Source organism: Halomonas sp. 25-S5, from assembly GCF_029889845.1.
GTDB lineage: Bacteria > Pseudomonadota > Gammaproteobacteria > Pseudomonadales > Halomonadaceae > Halomonas.
The window spans coordinates 17,174-36,546 of the sequence record NZ_JARANV010000006.1; the positions used below are offsets into that span (position 1 = coordinate 17,174).

Sequence of the window (19,373 nt, forward strand, 5' to 3'; positions counted from 1 at the left end):
AACCTTTCTTCAGGGGCGCGGGCAGTGGGGCGTGCGGCCGGCGTTGCGGGCTTGTTGGTAGCGGGCCATGGCGTCGCCCATGGCCGCTTCCAGGCCGCCGATGCGCTGGCCGTGGCTGGGGTGGGTGGACATCCAGGCCGGTGGCCGGGCGCCGCCTCCGGCGGCCCCCATGTTGTCCCACAGGGAAACGCTTTCCCGCGGGTCGAAGCCGGCGTCGGCCATCAGGGTCAGGCCCAGGGTGTCGGCCTCGCTCTCGTGGCGCCGCGAGAAGGGCAGCAGGATGCCGTACTGGGCGCCCATGCCCAGCGCCGCCATCATGGTCTCGCCGCCGGCGCCCTGCATGCCGGAAGCGGAGGAGATCACCGACAGGCCGAGCTGGGTGGCTGTCTGGGTAGAGGCGCGCTCGTTGGCATGGCGGGCCAGCACGTGGGCGATCTCGTGGCCGATCACCGCGGCGAGCTGGTCCTGGTTGCGGGCGACCTGGAGCAGGCCGGTGTTGATGCCCACGTAGCCGCCGGGGAGGGCGAAGGCGTTGGCCTGCTCGGACTCGAAGACCTTGACCTGCCAGCTCTGGTTGCGTTCCTGCTGGGGCAGGGCGCGGACCACGGCCTCGGTCACGCACTGCACGTAGCGCAGCGGCGCGCCGCCGACCGTCGGCAGCTCCTGCTGGTACTGGGCGAAGGCCTGGGCCCCCATCTGGTCGAGCTGCTCGTCGGACATCAGGGTGAGCTGCGAGCGCCCGGTGGGCGAGGTGGTGCAGGCGGCGAGGCTGACGCTCAGGGCGCCAACGGCAAGCAAATGGGTCCAACGCATGGAGAGCTCCTGTCGATGCCAGATCAGTGAGACTCTGGACGGGGCGTCGAGGTTCGCCACAAGATACCCCGAACGCCGGTCAGGTCAACCGCGAAATATGCACACCGGGAGGAAGCCGCCATGGACGCCGAGTTATCGCGTCGTTTGCTCAAGCTGCTGGATCACGTCGAACACTGGCTGCCGCCACCCCCGGTGGAGGTGGACTGGGCGCGGGACGTCGCCGCCCTCTGGCAGCGCCATGCCCTGGGAGGCCGGTTGCTGCCGGTCCCGCCCCGGGACGCCCTGGCGCTCGACGACCTGCTGGGCATCGAACGCCAGAAGCTGGCGCTGGTCGACAACACCCGCGCCTTCCTGCAGGGCCATCCGGCCAACCACGCCCTGCTGTGGGGCTCGCGCGGCAGCGGCAAGTCGTCGCTGATCCGCGCCCTGCTCAATAGCCTGTCCGGCGAGGGGTTGCGTCTGGTGCAGGTGGACCGCCATGACCTCTCGGCGCTGCCGATGCTGGTGGAGCAGCTGCGCCACCAGCGCCAGCGCTTCGTCGTCTACTGCGATGATCTCTCCTTCGAGGGGCACGACGATGCCTACAAGGCGCTGAAGAGCGTGCTGGACGGGGCCCTGACCGGACCGCCGCCCAATGTGCTGCTCTACGCCACCTCCAACCGCCGCCACCTGCTGCCCGAGTCGATGAGCGACAACGAGGGCTCGCGGCTGGTGGGCGACGAGCTCCACCATGGCGATGCCGTGGAGGAGAAGATCTCGCTTTCCGACCGCTTCGGCCTGTGGCTGGGCTTCCACCCCTTCAGCCAGGATGTCTACCTGGAGGCCTGCTGTCACTGGGTCACTCAGCTGGGCCGTCGCGAGGACTGGAACGCCGACGCGCGGGCCGAGGCGATCCGCTTCGCCACCCTGCGCGGCGGGCGAAGCGGTCGAGGTGCCTGGCAGTTTGCCACCCAGTGGGTGGGCCGCCGGCGCCTGCACGGGAAGTAGCTGTCAGCGGCGGCGGCTGTTGCGTGCCTCCTTGGTGCGTCCCAGTTCACGCTTCTTGGCCTTTTCCCGGTCGCTGGCATCGGCCATGTTGTCGAAGGGGTTCTTGCCCGAGCGGAACTCGAAGCGCATGGGGGTGCCGCGCACCTTGAGCACCTTGCGGAAGGTGTTGGTCAGGTAGCGCTTGTAGGCCTCTGGCAGCGAGCCGGTCTGGTTGCCGTGGACCACGATGATCGGCGGATTGCTGCCGCCCTGGTGGGCCATGCGCAGCTTGATGCGCCGCCCCTGGACCAGGGGCGGCTGGTGCTGGGTAACGGCGTCCTGGAGGATGGAGGTCAGGCGGTTGGTCGACCAGTGGCTGTTGGCCGAGGCGAAGGCTCGTTCGATGGATGGGTAGAGGTCACCGACGCCGGTGCCGTGCAGTGCCGAGATGAAGTGCATCTCGGCGTAGTCGGCAAAGCCCAGGCGGCGCTTGATCTCGCTGCGCATCGTCTCCTTGGCCTCGTGCTCCAGGCCATCCCACTTGTTCACCGCCAGCACCAGGGCGCGCCCGCTGGTCAGCACATAGTCGAGCAGGTGCAGGTCCTGTTCCACCAGTCCGGTGCGGGCATCGAGCACCACCACGGCGACGTGGCACTCCTTGATGGCCTCGAGGGTCTTGATGATCGAGAACTTCTCGGCGATCTCGCTGACGTTCTTGCGGCGGCGCACTCCCGCGGTATCCACCAGGACATAGGGCTTGCCGCGGCGCTCGAAGGGGATCTCGATGGCGTCGCGGGTCGTGCCGGCCTCATCGAAGACCACCACCCGCTCCTCGCCGAGCAGGCGGTTGACCAGGGTCGACTTGCCGACATTGGGGCGCCCGATGACGCCGATCCGGATACCCTTGGTGCCGGTGTCGGCGGGGATGCTCTCGTCGCGCGCGGGGAAGGGTTCGAGCACCACCTCGATGAGGCTGGTGACGTTGCGGCCGTGGGCCGCGGCGATGGGGTGCGGGTCGCCTAGCCCCAGTTGCCAGAAGTCGGCCATGGCGCTGTGCTCTTCCAGGCCGTCGACCTTGTTGACCACCAACCAGGTCTTCTTCTGGTTGACCCGCAGGTGGTTGGCGATGGCCTCGTCGGCGACGTTGAGGCCGGCGCGGGCGTCGACCAGGAACAGCACGATGTCGGCCTCGTCGATGGCCACCAGCGACTGTTCGGCCATGGCCGCATTGATGCCCTCCTCGTCACCGCTGATGCCGCCGGTATCGATCACGGTGTAGGCCTTGTCGCCGAGCATGCCGTTGCCGTACTTGCGGTCGCGGGTCAGCCCCGGGAAATCCGCCACCAGGGCGTCCCGCGAGCGAGTCAGGCGGTTGAACAGCGTCGACTTGCCGACGTTGGGGCGGCCGACCAGGGCGATCACCGGCGTCATGGACGAAGCTCCATGGCGTCCAGGGTGCCGTCGTTGGCCAGCGCATAGATGCGCCGGCGGTCGGTGAGCGGGCGCACGCTGATACCGGAGCCGTCGACGTGGGCGCGGCCGACGATCTTGCCCTCGCGAGCATCGATCAGGTGCAGATAGCCCTCGGCGTCGCCCACCACCAGGTGGTCAGTGGCGTAGGCCGGCGCGGTGAGCGAGCGTCCCTCGAGCGCCTCGTTGCGCCAGATCTCGTTGCCGGACCCGGCATCCACGGCGATCACGTGGCTGGCCTCGTCGACCACGAACAGGAAGTCCCCCACCAGGATCGGGGTGTGGTAGCTGGAGAGCTCCCGTGACCACTGCACCTCGCCGGAGGGGGCGTCGAGGGCGGCCAGGCGGCCGTTGTAGCTGGTCACGAACAGCCGGCCGTCCTGGGTGAGGACCGGCTGGCCGGCCAGGTCGACCAGGCGGTCGATCTCGCTGCGCCCCTGGGGAATGGCGATGCGACGCTCCCAGAGCGGCAGGCCGCTGCGATTGTCCAGCGTCACCAGGCGGCCATTGGCGAAGCCGGCAAAGGTGACCGGGTCGATCACCGTGGGGGTGCCGGTGCCGCGCAGGGTCAGCGAGGGGCGCGGGCCGCTGTAGACCCAGCGTTCGTCGCCGCTCTGGCGGTCCAGGGCAGTGACGCGGCCATCGACGGCCTGGACCACCAGCAGCTGCTGGTTGGCCTGGGGCGCGGCCAGCACTTCGCTGGTGACCCGCGCGCGCCACTGGATCTCGCCGTCGGCCTGGTCCAGGGACAGCACCTCGCCGTTGCGGGTGGCCAGGAAGAGACTGCCGGTCATCGCGGTCAGGCCGCTGGAGACCGGTGTGTCGAGCTCGACCTCCCAGCGGGTCTTGCCGGTGTCGGCATCCAGGGCCGCCACCAGGCCACGGCCGTCGGCGGCGAACAGGGTGTCACCGTCCTGGGCCGGCGCCACCGGGTAGCCGGCGTCGCCCAGCCCCTTGCCGACGCGCTCGCGCCACAGGGTCTCCAGCTCGGTGGTGGCATTCAGAGAGGTGAGCTCCCGCGGGGCGTACTCGGGCTCGGTCTTGCCGGCACAGCCGGCCAGCAGGGCCAGGGCCGCGGTGGCGGCAATCAGCAGGGTCGGTCTCATAGGGTGGCCTCCTCGGCGCCGAGATCGTCCAGCTTGAGCTGGACGCCGTACAGCGGCTGGTCACGTTGCTCGGCGAGCGTCAGGGCCTCGCGCCAGGCCTCACGGGCCCGGTCGGCGCGCCCCAGGGCATGCTGGGCATCGCCGCGTATCTCGGCGCGCTGGGCCGCTAGGGTCTCGGGCACGCCCTCCAGGGTGGTCAAGGCCGTCTCGGCACTGCCCTCGGCGAGTTGCAGGCGGGCCAGGCGCAGGCGCGCCAACCCTTCGAGGTAGTCGCGTTCGCTGCCCTCGACCACCGTCTCGAGGGCGGCCCGGGCCCGTTCCCGGTCACCCGCATCGATGGCCAGGCGGGCGTCGAGCAGCCGCGCCAGATCGGCGTAGAGGGTCTTGCCGTGCTCGTCGGTGATCTCGCCGACCAGCTCGGCGGCACGCTGTCGTGCATCGTCGTCCAGGTCGTCCTGGCCGCTGAGGTCAAGCAGCTGCTGGTAGCGCAGGGAGGCGGCCTCGGCCTTGCCCGCCTGATAGTCCTGCCAGGCGTTCCAGCCGAACACGCCGGCCGCGGCGATGACCACGCCGGCGATCAGCGAGGTGCCGTTCTCCTTCCACCAGCGCTTGATGGCCTCAAGCTGTTCTTCCTCGGTTCTCAGCTCCGCCACGGGCGGTCTCCTCTGATGCAGGTGTCCGTCAGGCGAAGGATTCGCCTTCCAGCAGGGATGTCAGGGTCTCGGCGAGCGCTGCCTGGGGGAGGCGCTGCTGCTCGCGCGCCTCGCGCAGGAACTTCAGGGTCACGCTGCCCTCGGCCAGCTCGTCCTCGCCGAGCAGCAGGGCCAGGCGGGCGCCGCTGCGGTCGGCCTTCTTGATGCGACTCTTGAAGCTGCCACCGCCGCAGTGCAGCTGCAGGCGCAGCTCGGGCAGCGCCTCGCGCAGGCGCTCGCCGAGCAGCAGGGTGGCGGCGGTGGCCGCCTCGTCCATGGGCAGCAGGTAGACGTCCAGCTCGTCGCGGGCGGTGTCGGGCACCAGCGCCAGGGTGTCGAGCAGCAGCACCAGCCGCTCGATGCCCATGGCGAAGCCCACCGCCGGGGTCGGCTTGCCGCCGAGCTGCTCGACCAGGCCGTCGTAGCGGCCGCCGGCGCACACCGTGCCTTGGCTGCCCAGCGCCGTGGTGGTCCACTCGAAGACGGTGCGGCCGTAGTAGTCCAGGCCGCGCACCAGCCGCGGGTTGATCACGTAGCCGATGCCGGCGGCGTCGAGCAGCGCGCAGAGCCGCTCGAAGTGCGCGCGGGAGGCGTCGTCCAGGTGGTCCATCAGCTTGGGCGCGCCCTCGAGCATCTCGGCCATCGCCGGATTCTTGGAGTCGAGGATGCGCATCGGGTTGCTGGTCAGGCGCCGGCGGGAGTCCTCGTCGAGCAGGGCGTGATGCTGCTCGAAGTAGGCCACCAGGGTGTCGCGGTAGGCGGCACGGGCCTCGGCGGAGCCCAGCGAGTTGAGCTCCAGGGTGACGTGCTGGTACAGCCCCAGCGCCTTCCACAGGCGGGCCGAGAGCAAGATCGTCTCGGCATCGATGTCCGGCCCCTCCAGGCCGAAGGCCTCCACGCCGACCTGGTGGAACTGGCGGTAGCGGCCCTTCTGGGGACGCTCATGGCGGAACATGGGGCCCTGGTACCAGAGGCGCTGGGTCTGATTGTGCAGCAGGCCGTGCTCCATGGCGGCGCGCACGCAGCTCGCCGTGCCTTCGGGGCGCAGGGTCAGGCTGTCGCCGTTGCGGTCGTCGAAGGTGTACATCTCCTTCTCGACGATGTCGGTGACCTCGCCGATGGAGCGCTTGAAGAGCGCAGTCTGCTCGACGATGGGCGTGCGGATCTCGGCGTAGCCATAGCGCCGCATCAGCGCCTGGACCTGGCCCTCGACGTACTGCCACAGCGCCGACTGTTCCGGCAGCAGGTCGTTCATGCCACGGATGGCCTGGATCTTCTTCTTGCTTGGCTCTTTGTGACTCGCTTGGGACGTGCTCAATGCTTGCTCCTTGTCTGCTCGCCGGACGCCACCCAGGGGGTCAGGCGTCCCGGGCGATGACATCCTGTTCGGCCTGCTGCTTCTCACGCACCTTGTCGCGGATCAGCCGCTCCAGGTCATCCACCAGGTGGTCGTTGCGCAGCTTGCTGGCCGGCTTGCCGTCGAGGTAGACGAGGTTGGCGGGGCTGCCGCCAGTCAGGCCGATATCGACTTCCTTGGCCTCGCCGGGGCCGTTGACCACGCAGCCGATGACCGAGACGTCCAGCGGGGTCATGACGTCCTCGAGGCGCTCTTCCAGGGCGTTCATGGTGCCGATGACGTCGAAGTTCTGGCGCGAGCAGCTGGGGCAGGCGATGAAGTTGATGCCCTTGCTGCGCAGGCGCAGGCTCTTGAGCATGTCGAACCCGACCTTGATCTCCTCGACCGGGTCGGCGGCCAGCGACACGCGGATGGTGTCGCCGATGCCGTCCATCAGCAGCATGCCCAGGCCAATGGAGGACTTGACGGTCCCCGAGCGCAACCCGCCGGCCTCGGTGATGCCCAGATGCAGCGGCTGCTCGATGCGCGTGGCCAGGTCGCGGTAGGCGGCCACGGCCATGAAGACGTCGGAGGCCTTGACGCTGACCTTGAAGTCGGGGAAGTCGAGGCGATCCAGGTGGTCGATATGGCGCATCGCCGACTCGACCAGGGCGGCGGGGGTGGGCTCGCCGTACTTCTTCTGCAGGTCCTTCTCCAGCGAGCCGGCGTTGACGCCGATGCGGATCGGGATGCCATTGTCACGCGCGGCGCTGACCACGGCGCGCACGCGCTCCTCCTTGCCGATATTGCCGGGGTTGATACGCAGGCAGTCGACGCCGAGCTCGGCGACGCGCAGGGCGATCTTGTAGTCGAAGTGGATATCGGCGACCAGCGGCACCTCGACCTCGCGCTTGATGCGCCCGAACGCCTCGGCGGCGTCCATGTCGGGCACAGAGACGCGCACGATGTCGGCGCCGGCGGCCTCGAGCTGACGGATCTGCGCCACGGTGGCGGCCACGTCCAGGGTGTCGGTGTTGGTCATGCTCTGCACGGAGATGGGGGCATCGCCCCCGACCGGTACCTTGCCGACATGGATCTGGCGTGACGTGCGACGAATGATGGGGGATTGTGCGTGCATGGCGACGGACTCATTCTCCCAGGGTGAAGCGGGCGACGTTGTTGGCCCCGGCGCGGGCTCGCAGGTCCACCGGCTTGCCGCCCCACACCAGCTCGACGCCGGTGGCGTTGCCCACGGTCAGGCGGAACGGCGGTTCGCCTTCGACGCGTGCCGTGGTGCCGGGTTCCTGGAGGCCGACGAAGACCCGCTGGTTGCTGGCGTCGAAGATCTCGGTCCAGGACTGCTCGTTGAAGGTCAGCTCTAGCACCCGCGTATCGCCGGCCGCGGCCTCGGCGGGGCTCTCGGCCTCGGGAGCGGCCTCGGCCACCGCGTCGGGCTCGGCCACCGCGGCCGTCTCACCGTCGCTGGCGGACGTGCCGTCGGTTGTGGTCTCGTCCGTGACAGGCGCCGGCTCGGCCGGCGCCTGTGGCTCGGCCGCGTCCGGCGCGTCCTCGACCAGGCCAAGGTCGCTCTCCTCCTCAGGCAGCGGCGGCAGGGAGGCGTCGCCGCTGCCGCCGTCCTCGGTGATGGTGGTACTGCCATCCAGGCTGTCCACCGACACCGGCCCGCTGTCGCCGGGGGCGGGCGGCTGGCTGCCGCCGCGGCTCTGCCACCACATCAGCGTCAGGCCGATCAGGCCGGCGATGACCAGCAGGGTGACCAGGCGGAATAGCCAGGCGGCGAGGCGCGAGGGCGGCCGGGTGACCTGGACCGGGGTGATGCGGTGTTCGGTCTCCTGGCTGGCGAAGCGTGCCTTGTAGGCCTCGAGCACGGGGCGGTCGTCGATGCCGAGCAGGTGGGCATAGCTGCGCAGGTAGCCGCGGCGATAGGCGGCCACCGGCACTTCCTCGTAGCTGTCGCCCTCCAGTCCCTGGATCACCGCCGGGCGCAGGTTCAGGGCGGCGGCGACCTCCTCGCGATCGAGGCCCTGGGCCTCGCGCTCGCGACGCAGCATCTCCCCCGGAGAGGCCTGGCGTGGCACGGTCTCGGCGGCATCATCGGTGTGAATGTCGCTCATGGCTGAGCATCCTTCGTCAGTAAACGGTGGTCAGGGCCCGACACGGGGTCACTCCAGCTGGTCGGCATAGAAGCTGGCGGTGGCCGGGTCGCCGCGATCTCGGGCGATGTCGCGGGCCAGGCGCAGGGCCTCGGCTCGCGGGCCTGCCAGGCGCATGTAGGTCTCGAGCTGTTGTTCGGCGCGCTCGAGGTTGCCCTGGGCGTACTCGAGTTCGGCCAGCAGCAGGTAGCTGCGCGAGCGGCGCGGGGCGATGGCCTGGGCGCGGGTCAGGCTTTCGCGGGCGGCGGTGACGTCGCCCATCTCGAGCCGGCACTGCCCCAGGTTGGCAAAAAGCTGCGCCCGGTTGTCGTACTGGGTATCGCGGGAGGCCTGCTCGAGCTGCGCGCAGGCCTCACCGAGGCGGCCACGATCATACAGGAACGCAGCGTAGTTGTTGCGTGCCCGGGTGAACGCGGGGTCGGCCTCGACGGCGCGCCGGAAGGTCTCGTCGGCGAGCTCGGCCTCACCCTGGCGCTGGTGGACCATGGCCATGGCCTGCAGGGCCTCGGCATCACCGGGGTCGATCTCCAGGGCCCGGTCCAGGGCATTCATGGCGCGCGGCAAGTTGTCGCGCTCGAGGTAGGCGACGCCCAGGCGGGTATAGGCCTCGGCGGCCCCGTCGCCGTCGCCCCCGGGCAGATTGGTTTGGGTGGCGCAACCGGCCAGCCACAGCGACCCCAGCAGCATGGTGGCGGCGGGTATCTGCCTCAGCCCGGTCATGCGCGGGCGACGAGTCATGGCATCCTCTCCAGGTGGGCACGGAACCGATGGCCACGGGTGGCTGGCGACACGCGGGTCGGTGGTGAAAAAAAGCCCGTCCATCAAAGCGCCGAGCCCGGTTGAAGTCAAGGCGCCCCCCGGTCAGTCGGCGTCGATCTGGATAGACTGGATATAGCGTTCGTGGCGCTTGGTGCGATCCTTGACGCGGCCCACCAGCTGGCCGCAGGCGGCATCGATATCGTCGCCGCGGGTGGTGCGGATCAGTGCCGTGTAGCCCAGTTCATAGAGCCACTGCTGGAAGCGCACCACCTGGTTGCGCGACGGCTTCTCGTAGCCCGAGTGCGGGAAGGGGTTGAACGGGATCAGGTTGATCTTGCACGGCAGCTCCTCGAGCAGGGCGGCGAGCTGCTCGGCGTGCTCCTGCTGGTCGTTGACGTCCTTGATCACCGTGTACTCGATGGTCACCATCCGCGTGTCGTGGCACTTGGCCAGGTAGCGGTGGCAGGCGTCGAGCAGGGTACGGATGTTGTACTTGCGGTTGAGCGGTACCAGCTCGTTGCGCAGCTCGTCGTTGGCGGCATGCAACGAGATGGCCAGGCTCACGTCGAGCTCGTCACCGAGCTTGTCGATCATCGGCACCACGCCGGAGGTGGAGAGCGTGACGCGGCGCTTGGAGAGGCCGTAGCCGTCGTCGTCGAGCATCAGCTTCATCGCCGGCACGACGTTGTCATAGTTCATCAGCGGCTCGCCCATGCCCATCATCACCACGTTGGTGACGGGACGGTTGGCGGTGTCGTGGCGCGGGCCCACGCTGCGCTGCGCCACCCACACCTGGCCGATGATCTCGGCGGCGGTGAGGTTGCGCTGGAAGCCCTGCTTGCCGGTGGAGCAGAAGCTGCAGTCCAGCGAGCAGCCGACCTGGGAGGAGACGCACAGGGTGCGGCGCTTGCCGTTGTCGGCGGGAATCAGCACCGTTTCCACATAGCTGCCGTCCTCCACCTCGAGCACCCACTTGCGAGTGCCGTCGCTGGAGCTGCCCTCGTAGACCACGCCCGGGCCGCGAATCTCGGCGACTTCGGCCAGGCGTGAGCGAAGCGCCTTGGAGAGGTTGGTCATGGCCGCGAAGTCATCGCAGCCCTCGATGTGGATCCACTTCAACACCTGGGCGGCACGGAACTTCTTCTCGCCGATGGAGAGGAAGAAGGCTTCCAGCTCCTCGCGGGTCATGCCGAGCAGGTTGGTGAGACGGGGAGCAGTGGTAGCGGTCATGGCGGTCAGCGAGTCGGTGGGGCAGTGGAGATGTTGGGGCTGGGCCCCACTCGGCAGATCGAGCTGCCGAAGGAAACTTCTGATTTATGTCGCGAGCGAAGAGAGGTTGGTCGCCGCCGGAGCGCAGAAACCGCAGCCTATGCGGTACTAGGTGAGGATTTCGAGCACCGCCGGCGACCAAGATATCGAGCGCAGCAATAAATCAGTGTTTCCTCAGCGCGGGAAGATCTCGTTCGCTTCGAAGAAATACGCAATCTCGCGCTCGGCGGATTCCGGGGAATCAGAGCCATGCACGGCGTTGGCGTCGATGGTCTCGGCGAAGTCGGCACGGATGGTGCCCGGCGCGGCTTCCTTGGGGTTGGTGGCGCCCATCAGGTCACGGTTCGTGGCGACGGCATCCTCGCCTTCGAGGACCTGCACGACCACCGGCCCGGAGGTCATGAAGCCGACCAGGTCCTTGAAGAAGGGGCGCTCCTTGTGTTCGGCATAGAAGCCACCGGCCTTCTCCTCGGAGAGCTGGAGCATCTTGGCGGCCACGATCTTCAAGCCGGCCTTCTCGAAGCGGCTCTCGATCTCGCCGATCACGTTCTGGGCGACGGCATCGGGCTTGATGATGGACAGGGTGCGCTGGTTGGCCATGGGGGCAGGTCTCCGGTTGGCTGGATGATGTGGCGATGGATGAAGTTGAGAGGGATAGCGCCGCGCCGCCCCTGGCTCCGCGAGGGAGAGGGCGGCGCGGTGAATCGGATGAATCGGATGAATCGGTCCGGCGGCGTGCGCCGACTGGGCGCGGAGTATAACGCTCCGTGACGGCGTTGAACAATCGTTCAGACGCTGAAGCTCTCGCCGCAGCCGCACTCATCCTTGACGTTGGGGTTGTTGAAACGGAAGAAGCGGTTGAGCCCCTCCGAGACATAGTCGACCTCGCTGCCATCGAGCATCTCCAGGGCCTCGGGGGCGACGAAGACCGTCACGCCGTGCTCCTCGAAGGTCACGTCGTCGTTGGCCGCCTCGTCGGCGAAGTTGAGCACGTAGCTGTAGCCGGAGCAGCCGCTGGGCTTGACCGAGACCCGCAGGCCAAGGCCGTGGCCTCGTTCCTCGAGCACCCGGTGGATCTGCTCGGCGGCGGCAGTGGTGATCGAAAGGTGCGCCATGGTCTCTCTCCTGAACGTGGTAGGGTCAGACCGCCCGGCGACGCAGCCCGTGCAGGGCGTGTCGCAGGGCATCCAGTGTGCGATCGATGTCGGCCTCGGTGGTGAAGCGGCCGAAGCTGAAGCGCAGCGAAGCCAGCGCCAGAGGGCGCGGCACGCCGATGCCCTTCAGGACATAGGAGGGCTCGACGCTCGCCGAGTTGCAGGCCGAGCCGGTGGACAGCGCGATGTCGCGCAGGGCCATCAGCAGCGACTCGCCCTCCACCCCCGCGAAGGCCAGGTTGAGGATGTTGGGGACCGCCACCTCGACCGCGGTGTTGTGGTGGATACCGGTGAGATCGCCGAGGCCCTCGAGCAGGCGGTCGCGCAGCGCCGTGATCCGCGCCTGGTCGGCCTCGCCCTCGGCGGCGGCGATGGCGAAGGCCTGGCCCATGCCGGCGATCTGGTGGGTGGCCAGGGTGCCCGAGCGCATGCCGCGCTCGTGGCCGCCGCCGTGGATCAGCGCCTCGATGCGCAGGTCCGGGTCGCGGCGCACGTAGAGGGCGCCGATGCCCTTGGGGCCGTAGGCCTTGTGGCTGGAGAGTGACATCAGGTCGATGCCGAGCCGGCCGACGTCCAGCGGGAGGCGGCCCACCGCCTGGGCGGCATCCACATGGAACGTCGCGCCGCCGGCATGGGCCACCTCGGCCAGCGCCGCCAGGTCGTGGATGACGCCCAGCTCGTTGTTCACCGCCATCAGCGAGACCAGCACGGTGTCGTCCCGCATGGCCTCGCGCAGCTGCGCCGGGCTGATCCGCCCGTCGCACGCCGGCGTCAGCCAGGTCACCTCGAAGCCCTCGTCCTCCAGCGCCGCGGCGGTGTCGACCACTGCCTTGTGCTCGATGGTCGAGGTCACCAGATGGCGTCCACGGGCGCGGTTGGCGCGCATGAAGCCGGTCAGCGCCAGGTTGTCGGCCTCGGTGGCGCCGCTGGTCCAGACGATCTCGCGGGGGTCGGCGGCGATCAGGTCGGCGACCTGGCGACGGGCACTCTCCACCGCCTGTTCCGCCTGCCAGCCGAGCATGTGGCTGCGCGAGGCGGGATTGGCGAAGATGCCGTCCATCGTCAGGTACTGGCTCATGACCTCCGCGACCCGCGGGTCGACCGGGGTGGTGGCGGCATAATCGAGGTAGACGGGTGCGCTCATGGGCTCGCTGTTCTGCTATGGAATCGGGGCTGAGGGATTCGGGCCGAGGGAGTGGTGGTCAGGGACGGCAACTCAGGTGGTGGAGGCTAGGATGCCGTCGTCCCAGCGGCCGCGCTGGCGGCTGGCGATGGCCTGGATCTCCCCGCGCCCGGCCAGCTGGGCCAGGCTGATCCCCTGGAGGAAGTTGTGGATGTGCTCGGAGAGCTCGCACCACAGGTGGTGGGTCAGGCAGGTGTCGCCCTGCTGGCAATCCGAGAGGCCGCCGCAGCGGGTGGTGTCCATGGACTCGTTCACCGCCTCGATGACCTGGGCCACGGTGATGCCCTCCGCTGGCTGGGCCAGCAGGTAGCCGCCGCCCGGGCCACGCACGCTGTCCACCAGCCGGGCGCGCCGCAGCCGCGCGAACAGCTGCTCCAGGTAGGAGAGCGAGATCTCCTGGCGCTTCGAGATGTCGGCGAGGCAGATGGGGCCGGTGTCGGCATTCATGGCCAGGTCGAGCATGGCGGTGACGGCGTAGCGTCCCTTGGTGGTCAGGCGCATGAGGAACTCACCTCGGCACCGACACGCGGGTCGGCAGTCAATGAACGTGATCCGCCATTATGGTAAAGACCGAGTATCGCGGTCAACCATTGTACCGTCGCGGGGCGGCGGCCTCCCGCTCGCCCTGTGGCGGTTCCTCCTCGTCCGGCGTTTCCCGAGGCGGGCAGCAGCTGTCGACGTCGGCGAGGATGTCGGCGAAGTCCTCGTCGCGCAGCGCCGGCAGGCGGCCGTCGCGGTAGCTGGCGTCGACCTTGCGCAGGGTCGTGCACATGCGCTCGATGCGCTCGTCCACGGCGTGCATGTGGTCGAGCATCGCCTGGATGGAGCGGGCCACCGGATCGGGCATGTCCTGGCTGACGCCGTAGGCGTCGAAGCCGAACTTGCGGCGCATCGCCTCGCGACGCGCGGGATCCACGTCCAGTTCCTCGGCCTGGTCCGGGTCGACGCGCTGCACGACCTTGCCGGGGATGCCGACCACGGTGGCGCCGGCGGGCACTTCCTTGGTGACCACCGCGTTGGAGCCGATCTTGGCCCCGGTGCCCACCGTGAAGGGCCCCAGGATCTTGGCGCCGGCGCCGACGATCACGCCGTCCTCCAGGGTCGGATGGCGCTTGCCCTTGTTCCAGCTGGTCCCGCCCAGGGTCACGCCCTGATAGAGGGTGACGTCGTCGCCCACCTCGGCGGTCTCGCCGATCACCACGCCCATGCCGTGGTCGATGAAGAAGCGCCGGCCGACAGTCGCCCCCGGATGGATCTCGATGCCGGTGAGCCAGCGCGAGAAGGTGGAGAGGCTGCGCGCCAGCCACTTGAGGTTCTTGCGCCACAGCCAGTGGCTGCAGCGGTGGACGAGCAGGGCATGCAGGCCCGGGTAGTTGGTCAGCACTTCCAGGAAGTTGCGTGCCGCCGGGTCGCGGGCGAATACGCTGTTGATGTCCTCGCGCAGACGTTCAAGCATGCAGCGGTCCTTGGGTGGCAGGGCGATGGGAATAGCCTTCATATTGGGGGCGCGGCGAGCCGGCTTCAAGCCGCGTCCGCCATCTACTCGCGGTGCTCGGCCTGCTGCTCGGTGGCGGTGAGGATGCCGCGCAGGATGTTGAGCTCCAGGCGCTCGGGGCGGGCCCGCAGGGTGAAGCGGCGCAGCCGGGCCATCAACTGCCGTGGGGTGGCCGGGTCGTGGAAGCCGATGGCGACCAGGGTGCGCTCCAGATGCGCAAAGTAGCGCTCGAGCTCCTGGTGGCTGGCCAGCGGCTGGGACGGCGGCGCCTCGGCCGGGCCACTCGTTGCCTGCTGTCCCAGCCAGGCCTGTCGGCACTCGTAGGCCAGCACCTGCACCGCGGCGGCCAGGTTCAGGGAGCTGAAGTCGGGGTTGGTGGGGATATGCACATGGGCATGGCAGCGCTGCAGCTCCGCGTTGGAAAGGCCACTGTCCTCGCGGCCGAAGACCAGCGCGACGCGCGCCTCGCGGCTGGCCAGCTCCGCCGGGAGCCGGTCGCTCAGTGCGCGGGGGGTGATCATCGGCCAGGGCAGGGTGCGCGAGCGGGCGCTGGCCCCGACGACCAGGGTGGCGTCGCCCACCGCCTGTTCCAGGGACTCCACCGTGTGAGCGCCATGGACGATATGGTCGGCCCCCGAGGCGCGCGAGACGGTGTCGGCGGTGAGCGGTTCGCAGCGCGGCGCCACCAGGGCCAGGTCGGACAGCCCCATGTTGTGCATGGCGCGGGCGGTGCCGCCGATGTTGCCGGGGTGGCTGGTGCCGATCAGGACGATGCGGATGCGCTCGAGCATGTTGGGGCCTGTAGATCCTGGGTGGAGGCGGAGGCGAGCGATTCTATCACGCCGGCCCGGTGCGTCGAATGGCGCGCCCCGCGCGCTTCTGCTAGGATGCGCGCCGACCCGTTCTTTAACACCACCGACTCCCCAAGGCCCGATCATGCATCCAATGGTCCAATTCGCGCTGCGTGCGGTACGCAGCGCCGGCGAACAGTTCCTGCGCATCCGCGAGCGAATCGAGAACTCCCACCAGGAGCACAATCTCGACCGCCTGCTCGAGGATGCCGCCCGCAACGCCGAGACGCTGATCGTCCGTCAGCTCTCCCGCGGCTACCCCCAGCACGGCGTCGAAGGGCGCTTCACGCCTCATCGCGCCGGTGAGGGCGAGGGTGCTGACACCCTGTGGAAGATCGAACCCTTTCACGGCTACTCCAACCTCAGCGTCGCCTCCCCCGGCTTCGCGCTGTCGGTGGTGTGTCTCGTCAAGGGCCGCCCGGAGCATGCGGTGGTGATCTGTCCCTTCAGCGATGACGAATACCTGGTCAGTCGCGGGCGCGGTGCCCAGCTCAACGGCAAGCGCTTGCGTGTGTCGAAGAACACCGCCGTGGCCGGCACCCGCATTGCCATGAGCCTGCCCGAGACCTGGCTGCGCTCGCGCTTCCTGCCCGCCTACCTGACCCTGGTGCAGCAACTCGGCCCGCAGATCGAGCTGCAGCGTGCCTCGGGCAGCGGCCTGCTCGACATCGCCGAGCTGGCGGCGGGGCGCGCTGACGCCGCCTTCGTGCTGGGCCTCGAGGAGCAGGACCTGCACGTCGGCTCGCTGCTGCTCAAGGAGAGCGGCGCCCTGATGGGCACGCCCGACGGCCAGCCCAGTGTCGAGATCGAGGGGCGCCTGATGGCCGCCGGACCGCGCCTCTACAAGGCCCTGGTGCAGCAGCTCAAGCCACACTTCTAACTCAAGCCAGAAGCTTTGAGCTGGAAGCTGGAAGAAACCAATCCGCCCCCGCAGTCTGACTGTGGGGGCGGATTCGGTTCAGGCTCTGTACTTCCAGTCGCGTAGGCCAGATAAGCCGGAGGCGCATCCGGCGTGACGATGGTGCCCTCGCCATGCCCGGTGCGCTGGCGCTTACCGAGCCTACGGGGTCTGATGGCCAGCCGGTATCGTGCGGTCAACGATCACGCCAGTCTGCGACGAACCTTTTGTTTCTGGAGCGGGGAGAAGCATCAGGCTGCCTCCCAGCTTTCAGCTTTCAGCTTTCAGCTTTCAGCTTTCAGCTTTCAGCTTTCAGCTTCCAGCTTCCAGCTTCCAGCTGTCAGGGCAGTTCCTCGGCCTCGGGGTCTTCCTTCTTCGCCGGGATGAGGTCCTCGCGATCCAGCTTCACCGCCAGCAGCAGGGCCGCCGCCACGTAGATGGAGGAGAAGGTGCCGACCACCACGCCGGCGATCAGGGCGATGGCGAAGTAGTGGATCATGTCGCCGCCCAGCAACAGCAGCGCCAACAGCACCAGCAGAGTGGTGCCGGAGGTCGCCAGGGTGCGCGACAGGGTCATGTTGATCGCCTCGTTGAAGATCGTCGGCATGTCATCGATGCGTGACTTGCGGATGTTCTCGCGGATGCGGTCGTAGACCACGATGGTGTCGTTGAGCGAGTAGCCGATCACCGCCAGCAGGGCGGCAAGCACGGTGAGGTCGAACTCGAACTGGAACAGCGAAAAGATGCCGACGACGATGATCACGTCGTGCAGCAGCGCCAGCAGGGCGCCGATGGCGAACTTGTACTGGAAGCGGGCCGCCACGTAGAGCATCACGATGCCCAGCGCCACCAGCAGGCCCATGCCGCTCTGGTCGCGCAGCTGGTCGCCTACCTGGGCGCCGACGAATTCGGCACGCACCAGCTCCACCTGACCGCCGGCGTCGCGCAGCAGGTTGACCACCTGCTCGCCGACATCGGGATCGAAGGCCTGCTGCAGGCGGATCAGCACCTCGGTGGAGGCGCCGAAGGTCTGCACTGAGACGTCACGGAACCCGGTGTCCTCCAGGATCTGGCGAACGACGTCCAGGGAGGGCGCCACCGCGTAGCGGACCTCGACCAGGGTGCCGCCGGTGAAGTCCAGCCCCAGGCTGAGCTGCTGGAACAGCAGCGAGGCGAGCGACACCAGCAGCATCAGGCCCGAGATCGCGAAGGCGATCCGGCGCCTGCCCATGAAGTCGAGTTGTCGATTGACCAGGGATTTCATTGCCACCTCTTATATCCAGAGCTTCTTGACCGGCTTGCCGCCGTAGGTCAGGTTGACCATCGCCCGCGTCACCATCAGGGCGGTGAACAGCGAGGTGATGATCCCCAGCGAGAGGGTCACGGCGAAGCCCTTGACCGGCCCGGTGCCGATGGAGAACAGGATCACCGCCACCAGCAGGGTGGTGATGTTGGCATCGATGATCGAGGTGAAGGCACGCTCGTAGCCGGCCGTGATGGCCTGCTGCACCGACAGCCCCGTGCGCAGCTCCTCGCGTATGCGCTCGAAGATCAGCACGTTGGCGTCCACCGCCATGCCCAGCGTCAGCACGATGCCGGCGATGCCGGGCAGGGTCAGGGTGGCGCCGAGCAGCGACATGGCCGCCACCAGCAGGGTCAGGTTGAGGGCCAGGGCGATGTTGGCGAAGACGCCGAATATCTTGTAGCGCACCAGCATGAACAGCACCACCAGCAGTAGGCCGACCTGCACCGACATGATGCCGCGCTCGATGTTCTCGGCGCCCAGGCTCGGCCCGATGGTGCGCTCCTGCACGAAGTAGATGGGCGCGGCCAGCGAGCCGGAGCGCAGCAGCAGGGCGAGCTCCGCCGCCTCGGTGGGCGAGTCGAGCCCGGTGATGCGGAAGCTGTTGCCCAAGGCGCTCTGGATGGTGGCCAGGCTGATGATGCCGCGCTCGGTATAGGGCTCGCGTTCCACGACCTTCTCGCCGTCCACCGTGACGGTGGTCTCGCGAGTCTTGTGCTCGATGAACAGCACCGCCATGTTGCGGCCGATGTTGGTGCGGGTGGCCCGGTTCATCAGGGTGCCGCCGGTGCCGTCCAGGTCGATGTTGACCTGGGGGCGGCCGTTCTCATCGAAGCTGTGGTTGGCATTCGAGACGCTGTCACCGGTGATGATCACGTCGCGCATCAGGTCGGCGCGGCGCGACTGATTGTTGCGGAACGGGAAGGACTCGGTCTCGTTGTCCGGCGTGTCGGGGCGCGCCTCGAGGCGGAACTCGAGGTTAGCGGTGGCGCCCACGATGCGCTTGGCTTCGGCCGTATCCTGGACGCCGGGTAGCTCGACCACGATGCGATCCGGCCCCTGGCGCTGCACCAGCGGCTCGGCCACGCCCAGCTCGTTGACCCGGTTGCGCAGGGTCGTGAGGTTCTGGTTGATGGCGTAGTCCTGGAGCTCGTTGACCGCCTGGTCGGTCATGGTCATGGCCAGGCGGGCACCACGGTCATCGCCTTCGCTGCGGTAGTCGAAGTCGGGGAACTCGCGGGCGATCAGGCCCCGCGCCTCGTCGCGGTCCTCGGCGTTGGCGAAGGCCATGGAGATGGTGCGTTCCTCGATCTGGGTATCGCGGTAGCGGATCCGTTCGCCGCGCAGCAGTTCGCGCATGGCGCTGGCGTTGACCTCGAGGCGCTGCTGCAGGGCGGCGTCCATATCGACTTCCAGCAGGAAGTGCACGCCGCCGCGCAGGTCGAGGCCCAGGGTCATGGGCGAGGCGGAGAGCGACTGCAGCCAGGCCGGCGTGGATTCGGCCAGGTTCAGCGCCACCACGTACTCATCACCCAGCATGTCGCTGATGCGATCGCGGGCCTTCATCTGGTCGTCGGCATCGGCAAGGCGGATCAGCACGCTGCTGGTCTCCGCCTCCACGGCCTGGATGTCGATGCTGGCCTCGCTGAGGGAGGCGCGGAGGCGCTCCAGCTGGCGCGCGTCGATGGTGCTGTCGCCCCGCTCGCTGCTGATCTGGATCGCCGGGTCCTCGGGGAAGAGGTTGGGGAGGGAGTAGACCAGGCCGGCGAGGAGAACGACGAGTATCAGCAGATACTTCCACAGGGGGTAACGGTTGAGCATGGGGGCCCTGCCCTCAGGTTGCGGACGTTGGAGGCTGACGAAGCGACCGGTGCGAGCGGGAGCCGGTCGCGCGGCTCCTGCCG

At 68.5% G+C, this 19,373-nt stretch carries 19 protein-coding genes; 2 read left to right on the forward strand and 17 right to left on the reverse strand.

The annotated features are described in order from the left end of the window. Nucleotides 1–9: 9 nt before the first annotated feature. Nucleotides 10–813: a M48 family metallopeptidase gene (locus OP498_RS06245; protein ID WP_280550269.1), complete on the reverse strand. Its 804-nt coding sequence runs from the start codon at nucleotides 811–813 to the stop codon at nucleotides 10–12. A 120-nt stretch (nucleotides 814–933) separates the two neighbouring features. Here OP498_RS06245 and OP498_RS06250 point away from each other — a divergent pair, with 120 nt between their 5' ends. Then, complete coding sequence (locus OP498_RS06250; protein WP_280550267.1) at nucleotides 934–1,800, forward strand: ATP-binding protein; 867 nt, start codon at nucleotides 934–936, stop codon at nucleotides 1,798–1,800. Nucleotides 1,801–1,803: 3 nt separating this feature from the next. Here OP498_RS06250 and der read toward each other — a convergent pair whose 3' ends face one another. The 14 genes from der to OP498_RS06320 all read right to left on the reverse strand — a co-directional run bounded on the left by der (nucleotide 1,804) and on the right by OP498_RS06320 (nucleotide 15,208). Beyond that, nucleotides 1,804–3,210 carry a ribosome biogenesis GTPase Der gene (gene der / locus OP498_RS06255; protein WP_280550265.1) on the reverse strand — a complete coding sequence of 469 codons (1,407 nt, stop codon included), beginning with the start codon at nucleotides 3,208–3,210 and terminating at the stop codon, nucleotides 1,804–1,806. Further along, entirely contained in the window at nucleotides 3,207–4,355 is a 1,149-nt protein-coding gene (bamB, locus tag OP498_RS06260; RefSeq protein WP_280550263.1) for an outer membrane protein assembly factor BamB, read from the reverse strand. Before bamB ends, der begins: the two co-directional genes overlap by 4 nt. After that, nucleotides 4,352–5,008: a tetratricopeptide repeat protein gene (locus OP498_RS06265; RefSeq protein WP_280550262.1), complete on the reverse strand. Its 657-nt coding sequence runs from the start codon at nucleotides 5,006–5,008 to the stop codon at nucleotides 4,352–4,354. Before OP498_RS06265 ends, bamB begins: the two co-directional genes overlap by 4 nt. Nucleotides 5,009–5,036: 28 nt before the next feature. Continuing rightward, nucleotides 5,037–6,365, reverse strand: a complete 1,329-nt coding sequence (gene hisS, locus OP498_RS06270; protein WP_280550261.1) for a histidine--tRNA ligase — start codon at nucleotides 6,363–6,365, stop codon at nucleotides 5,037–5,039. A gap of 40 nt (nucleotides 6,366–6,405) precedes the next feature. Next, nucleotides 6,406–7,521, reverse strand: coding sequence for a flavodoxin-dependent (E)-4-hydroxy-3-methylbut-2-enyl-diphosphate synthase (ispG, locus tag OP498_RS06275; protein WP_280550259.1), 1,116 nt, complete (start codon nucleotides 7,519–7,521; stop codon nucleotides 6,406–6,408). Between the two features lie 10 nt (nucleotides 7,522–7,531). Next, nucleotides 7,532–8,518, reverse strand: coding sequence for a RodZ domain-containing protein (locus OP498_RS06280; RefSeq protein ID WP_280552967.1), 987 nt, complete (start codon nucleotides 8,516–8,518; stop codon nucleotides 7,532–7,534). A gap of 48 nt (nucleotides 8,519–8,566) precedes the next feature. Beyond that, a complete protein-coding gene (gene pilW / locus OP498_RS06285) occupies nucleotides 8,567–9,295 on the reverse strand; it encodes a type IV pilus biogenesis/stability protein PilW (RefSeq protein ID WP_280552968.1) in 729 nt (242 codons plus the stop codon). Between the two features lie 123 nt (nucleotides 9,296–9,418). Beyond that, entirely contained in the window at nucleotides 9,419–10,546 is a 1,128-nt protein-coding gene (rlmN, locus tag OP498_RS06290) for a 23S rRNA (adenine(2503)-C(2))-methyltransferase RlmN (RefSeq protein ID WP_280550252.1), read from the reverse strand. 213 nt (nucleotides 10,547–10,759) lie between these two features. Then, nucleotides 10,760–11,185 (reverse strand): nucleoside-diphosphate kinase, encoded by a 426-nt coding sequence (gene ndk, locus OP498_RS06295; protein WP_280552969.1) that lies wholly within the window; start codon nucleotides 11,183–11,185, stop codon nucleotides 10,760–10,762. Between the two features lie 188 nt (nucleotides 11,186–11,373). Further along, nucleotides 11,374–11,700, reverse strand: a complete 327-nt coding sequence (locus tag OP498_RS06300; RefSeq protein ID WP_280550248.1) for an iron-sulfur cluster assembly accessory protein — start codon at nucleotides 11,698–11,700, stop codon at nucleotides 11,374–11,376. A 25-nt stretch (nucleotides 11,701–11,725) separates the two neighbouring features. Beyond that, complete coding sequence (locus OP498_RS06305) at nucleotides 11,726–12,883, reverse strand: IscS subfamily cysteine desulfurase (RefSeq protein WP_280550246.1); 1,158 nt, start codon at nucleotides 12,881–12,883, stop codon at nucleotides 11,726–11,728. A gap of 72 nt (nucleotides 12,884–12,955) precedes the next feature. Continuing rightward, the gene (gene iscR / locus OP498_RS06310) at nucleotides 12,956–13,423 is read right to left on the reverse strand and encodes a Fe-S cluster assembly transcriptional regulator IscR (RefSeq protein ID WP_280550244.1); all 468 of its coding nucleotides are present in this window, start codon (nucleotides 13,421–13,423) and stop codon (nucleotides 12,956–12,958) included. Between the two features lie 82 nt (nucleotides 13,424–13,505). Continuing rightward, nucleotides 13,506–14,378: a serine O-acetyltransferase gene (cysE, locus tag OP498_RS06315; protein ID WP_280552970.1), complete on the reverse strand. Its 873-nt coding sequence runs from the start codon at nucleotides 14,376–14,378 to the stop codon at nucleotides 13,506–13,508. An 83-nt stretch (nucleotides 14,379–14,461) separates the two neighbouring features. Continuing rightward, on the reverse strand, nucleotides 14,462–15,208 hold the full coding sequence (locus OP498_RS06320; protein WP_280552971.1) for an RNA methyltransferase: 747 nt from the start codon (nucleotides 15,206–15,208) through the stop codon (nucleotides 14,462–14,464). Nucleotides 15,209–15,353: 145 nt separating this feature from the next. Here OP498_RS06320 and OP498_RS06325 point away from each other — a divergent pair, with 145 nt between their 5' ends. Beyond that, nucleotides 15,354–16,148 carry an inositol monophosphatase family protein gene (locus OP498_RS06325; protein WP_280552972.1) on the forward strand — a complete coding sequence of 265 codons (795 nt, stop codon included), beginning with the start codon at nucleotides 15,354–15,356 and terminating at the stop codon, nucleotides 16,146–16,148. A gap of 358 nt (nucleotides 16,149–16,506) precedes the next feature. Here the strand turns inward: OP498_RS06325 and secF are convergent, their stop codons facing one another. Further along, nucleotides 16,507–17,430 (reverse strand): protein translocase subunit SecF, encoded by a 924-nt coding sequence (gene secF, locus OP498_RS06330; protein ID WP_280550721.1) that lies wholly within the window; start codon nucleotides 17,428–17,430, stop codon nucleotides 16,507–16,509. A gap of 9 nt (nucleotides 17,431–17,439) precedes the next feature. Next, a complete protein-coding gene (gene secD / locus OP498_RS06335; RefSeq protein ID WP_280552973.1) occupies nucleotides 17,440–19,290 on the reverse strand; it encodes a protein translocase subunit SecD in 1,851 nt (616 codons plus the stop codon). Nucleotides 19,291–19,373 lie beyond the last annotated feature (83 nt).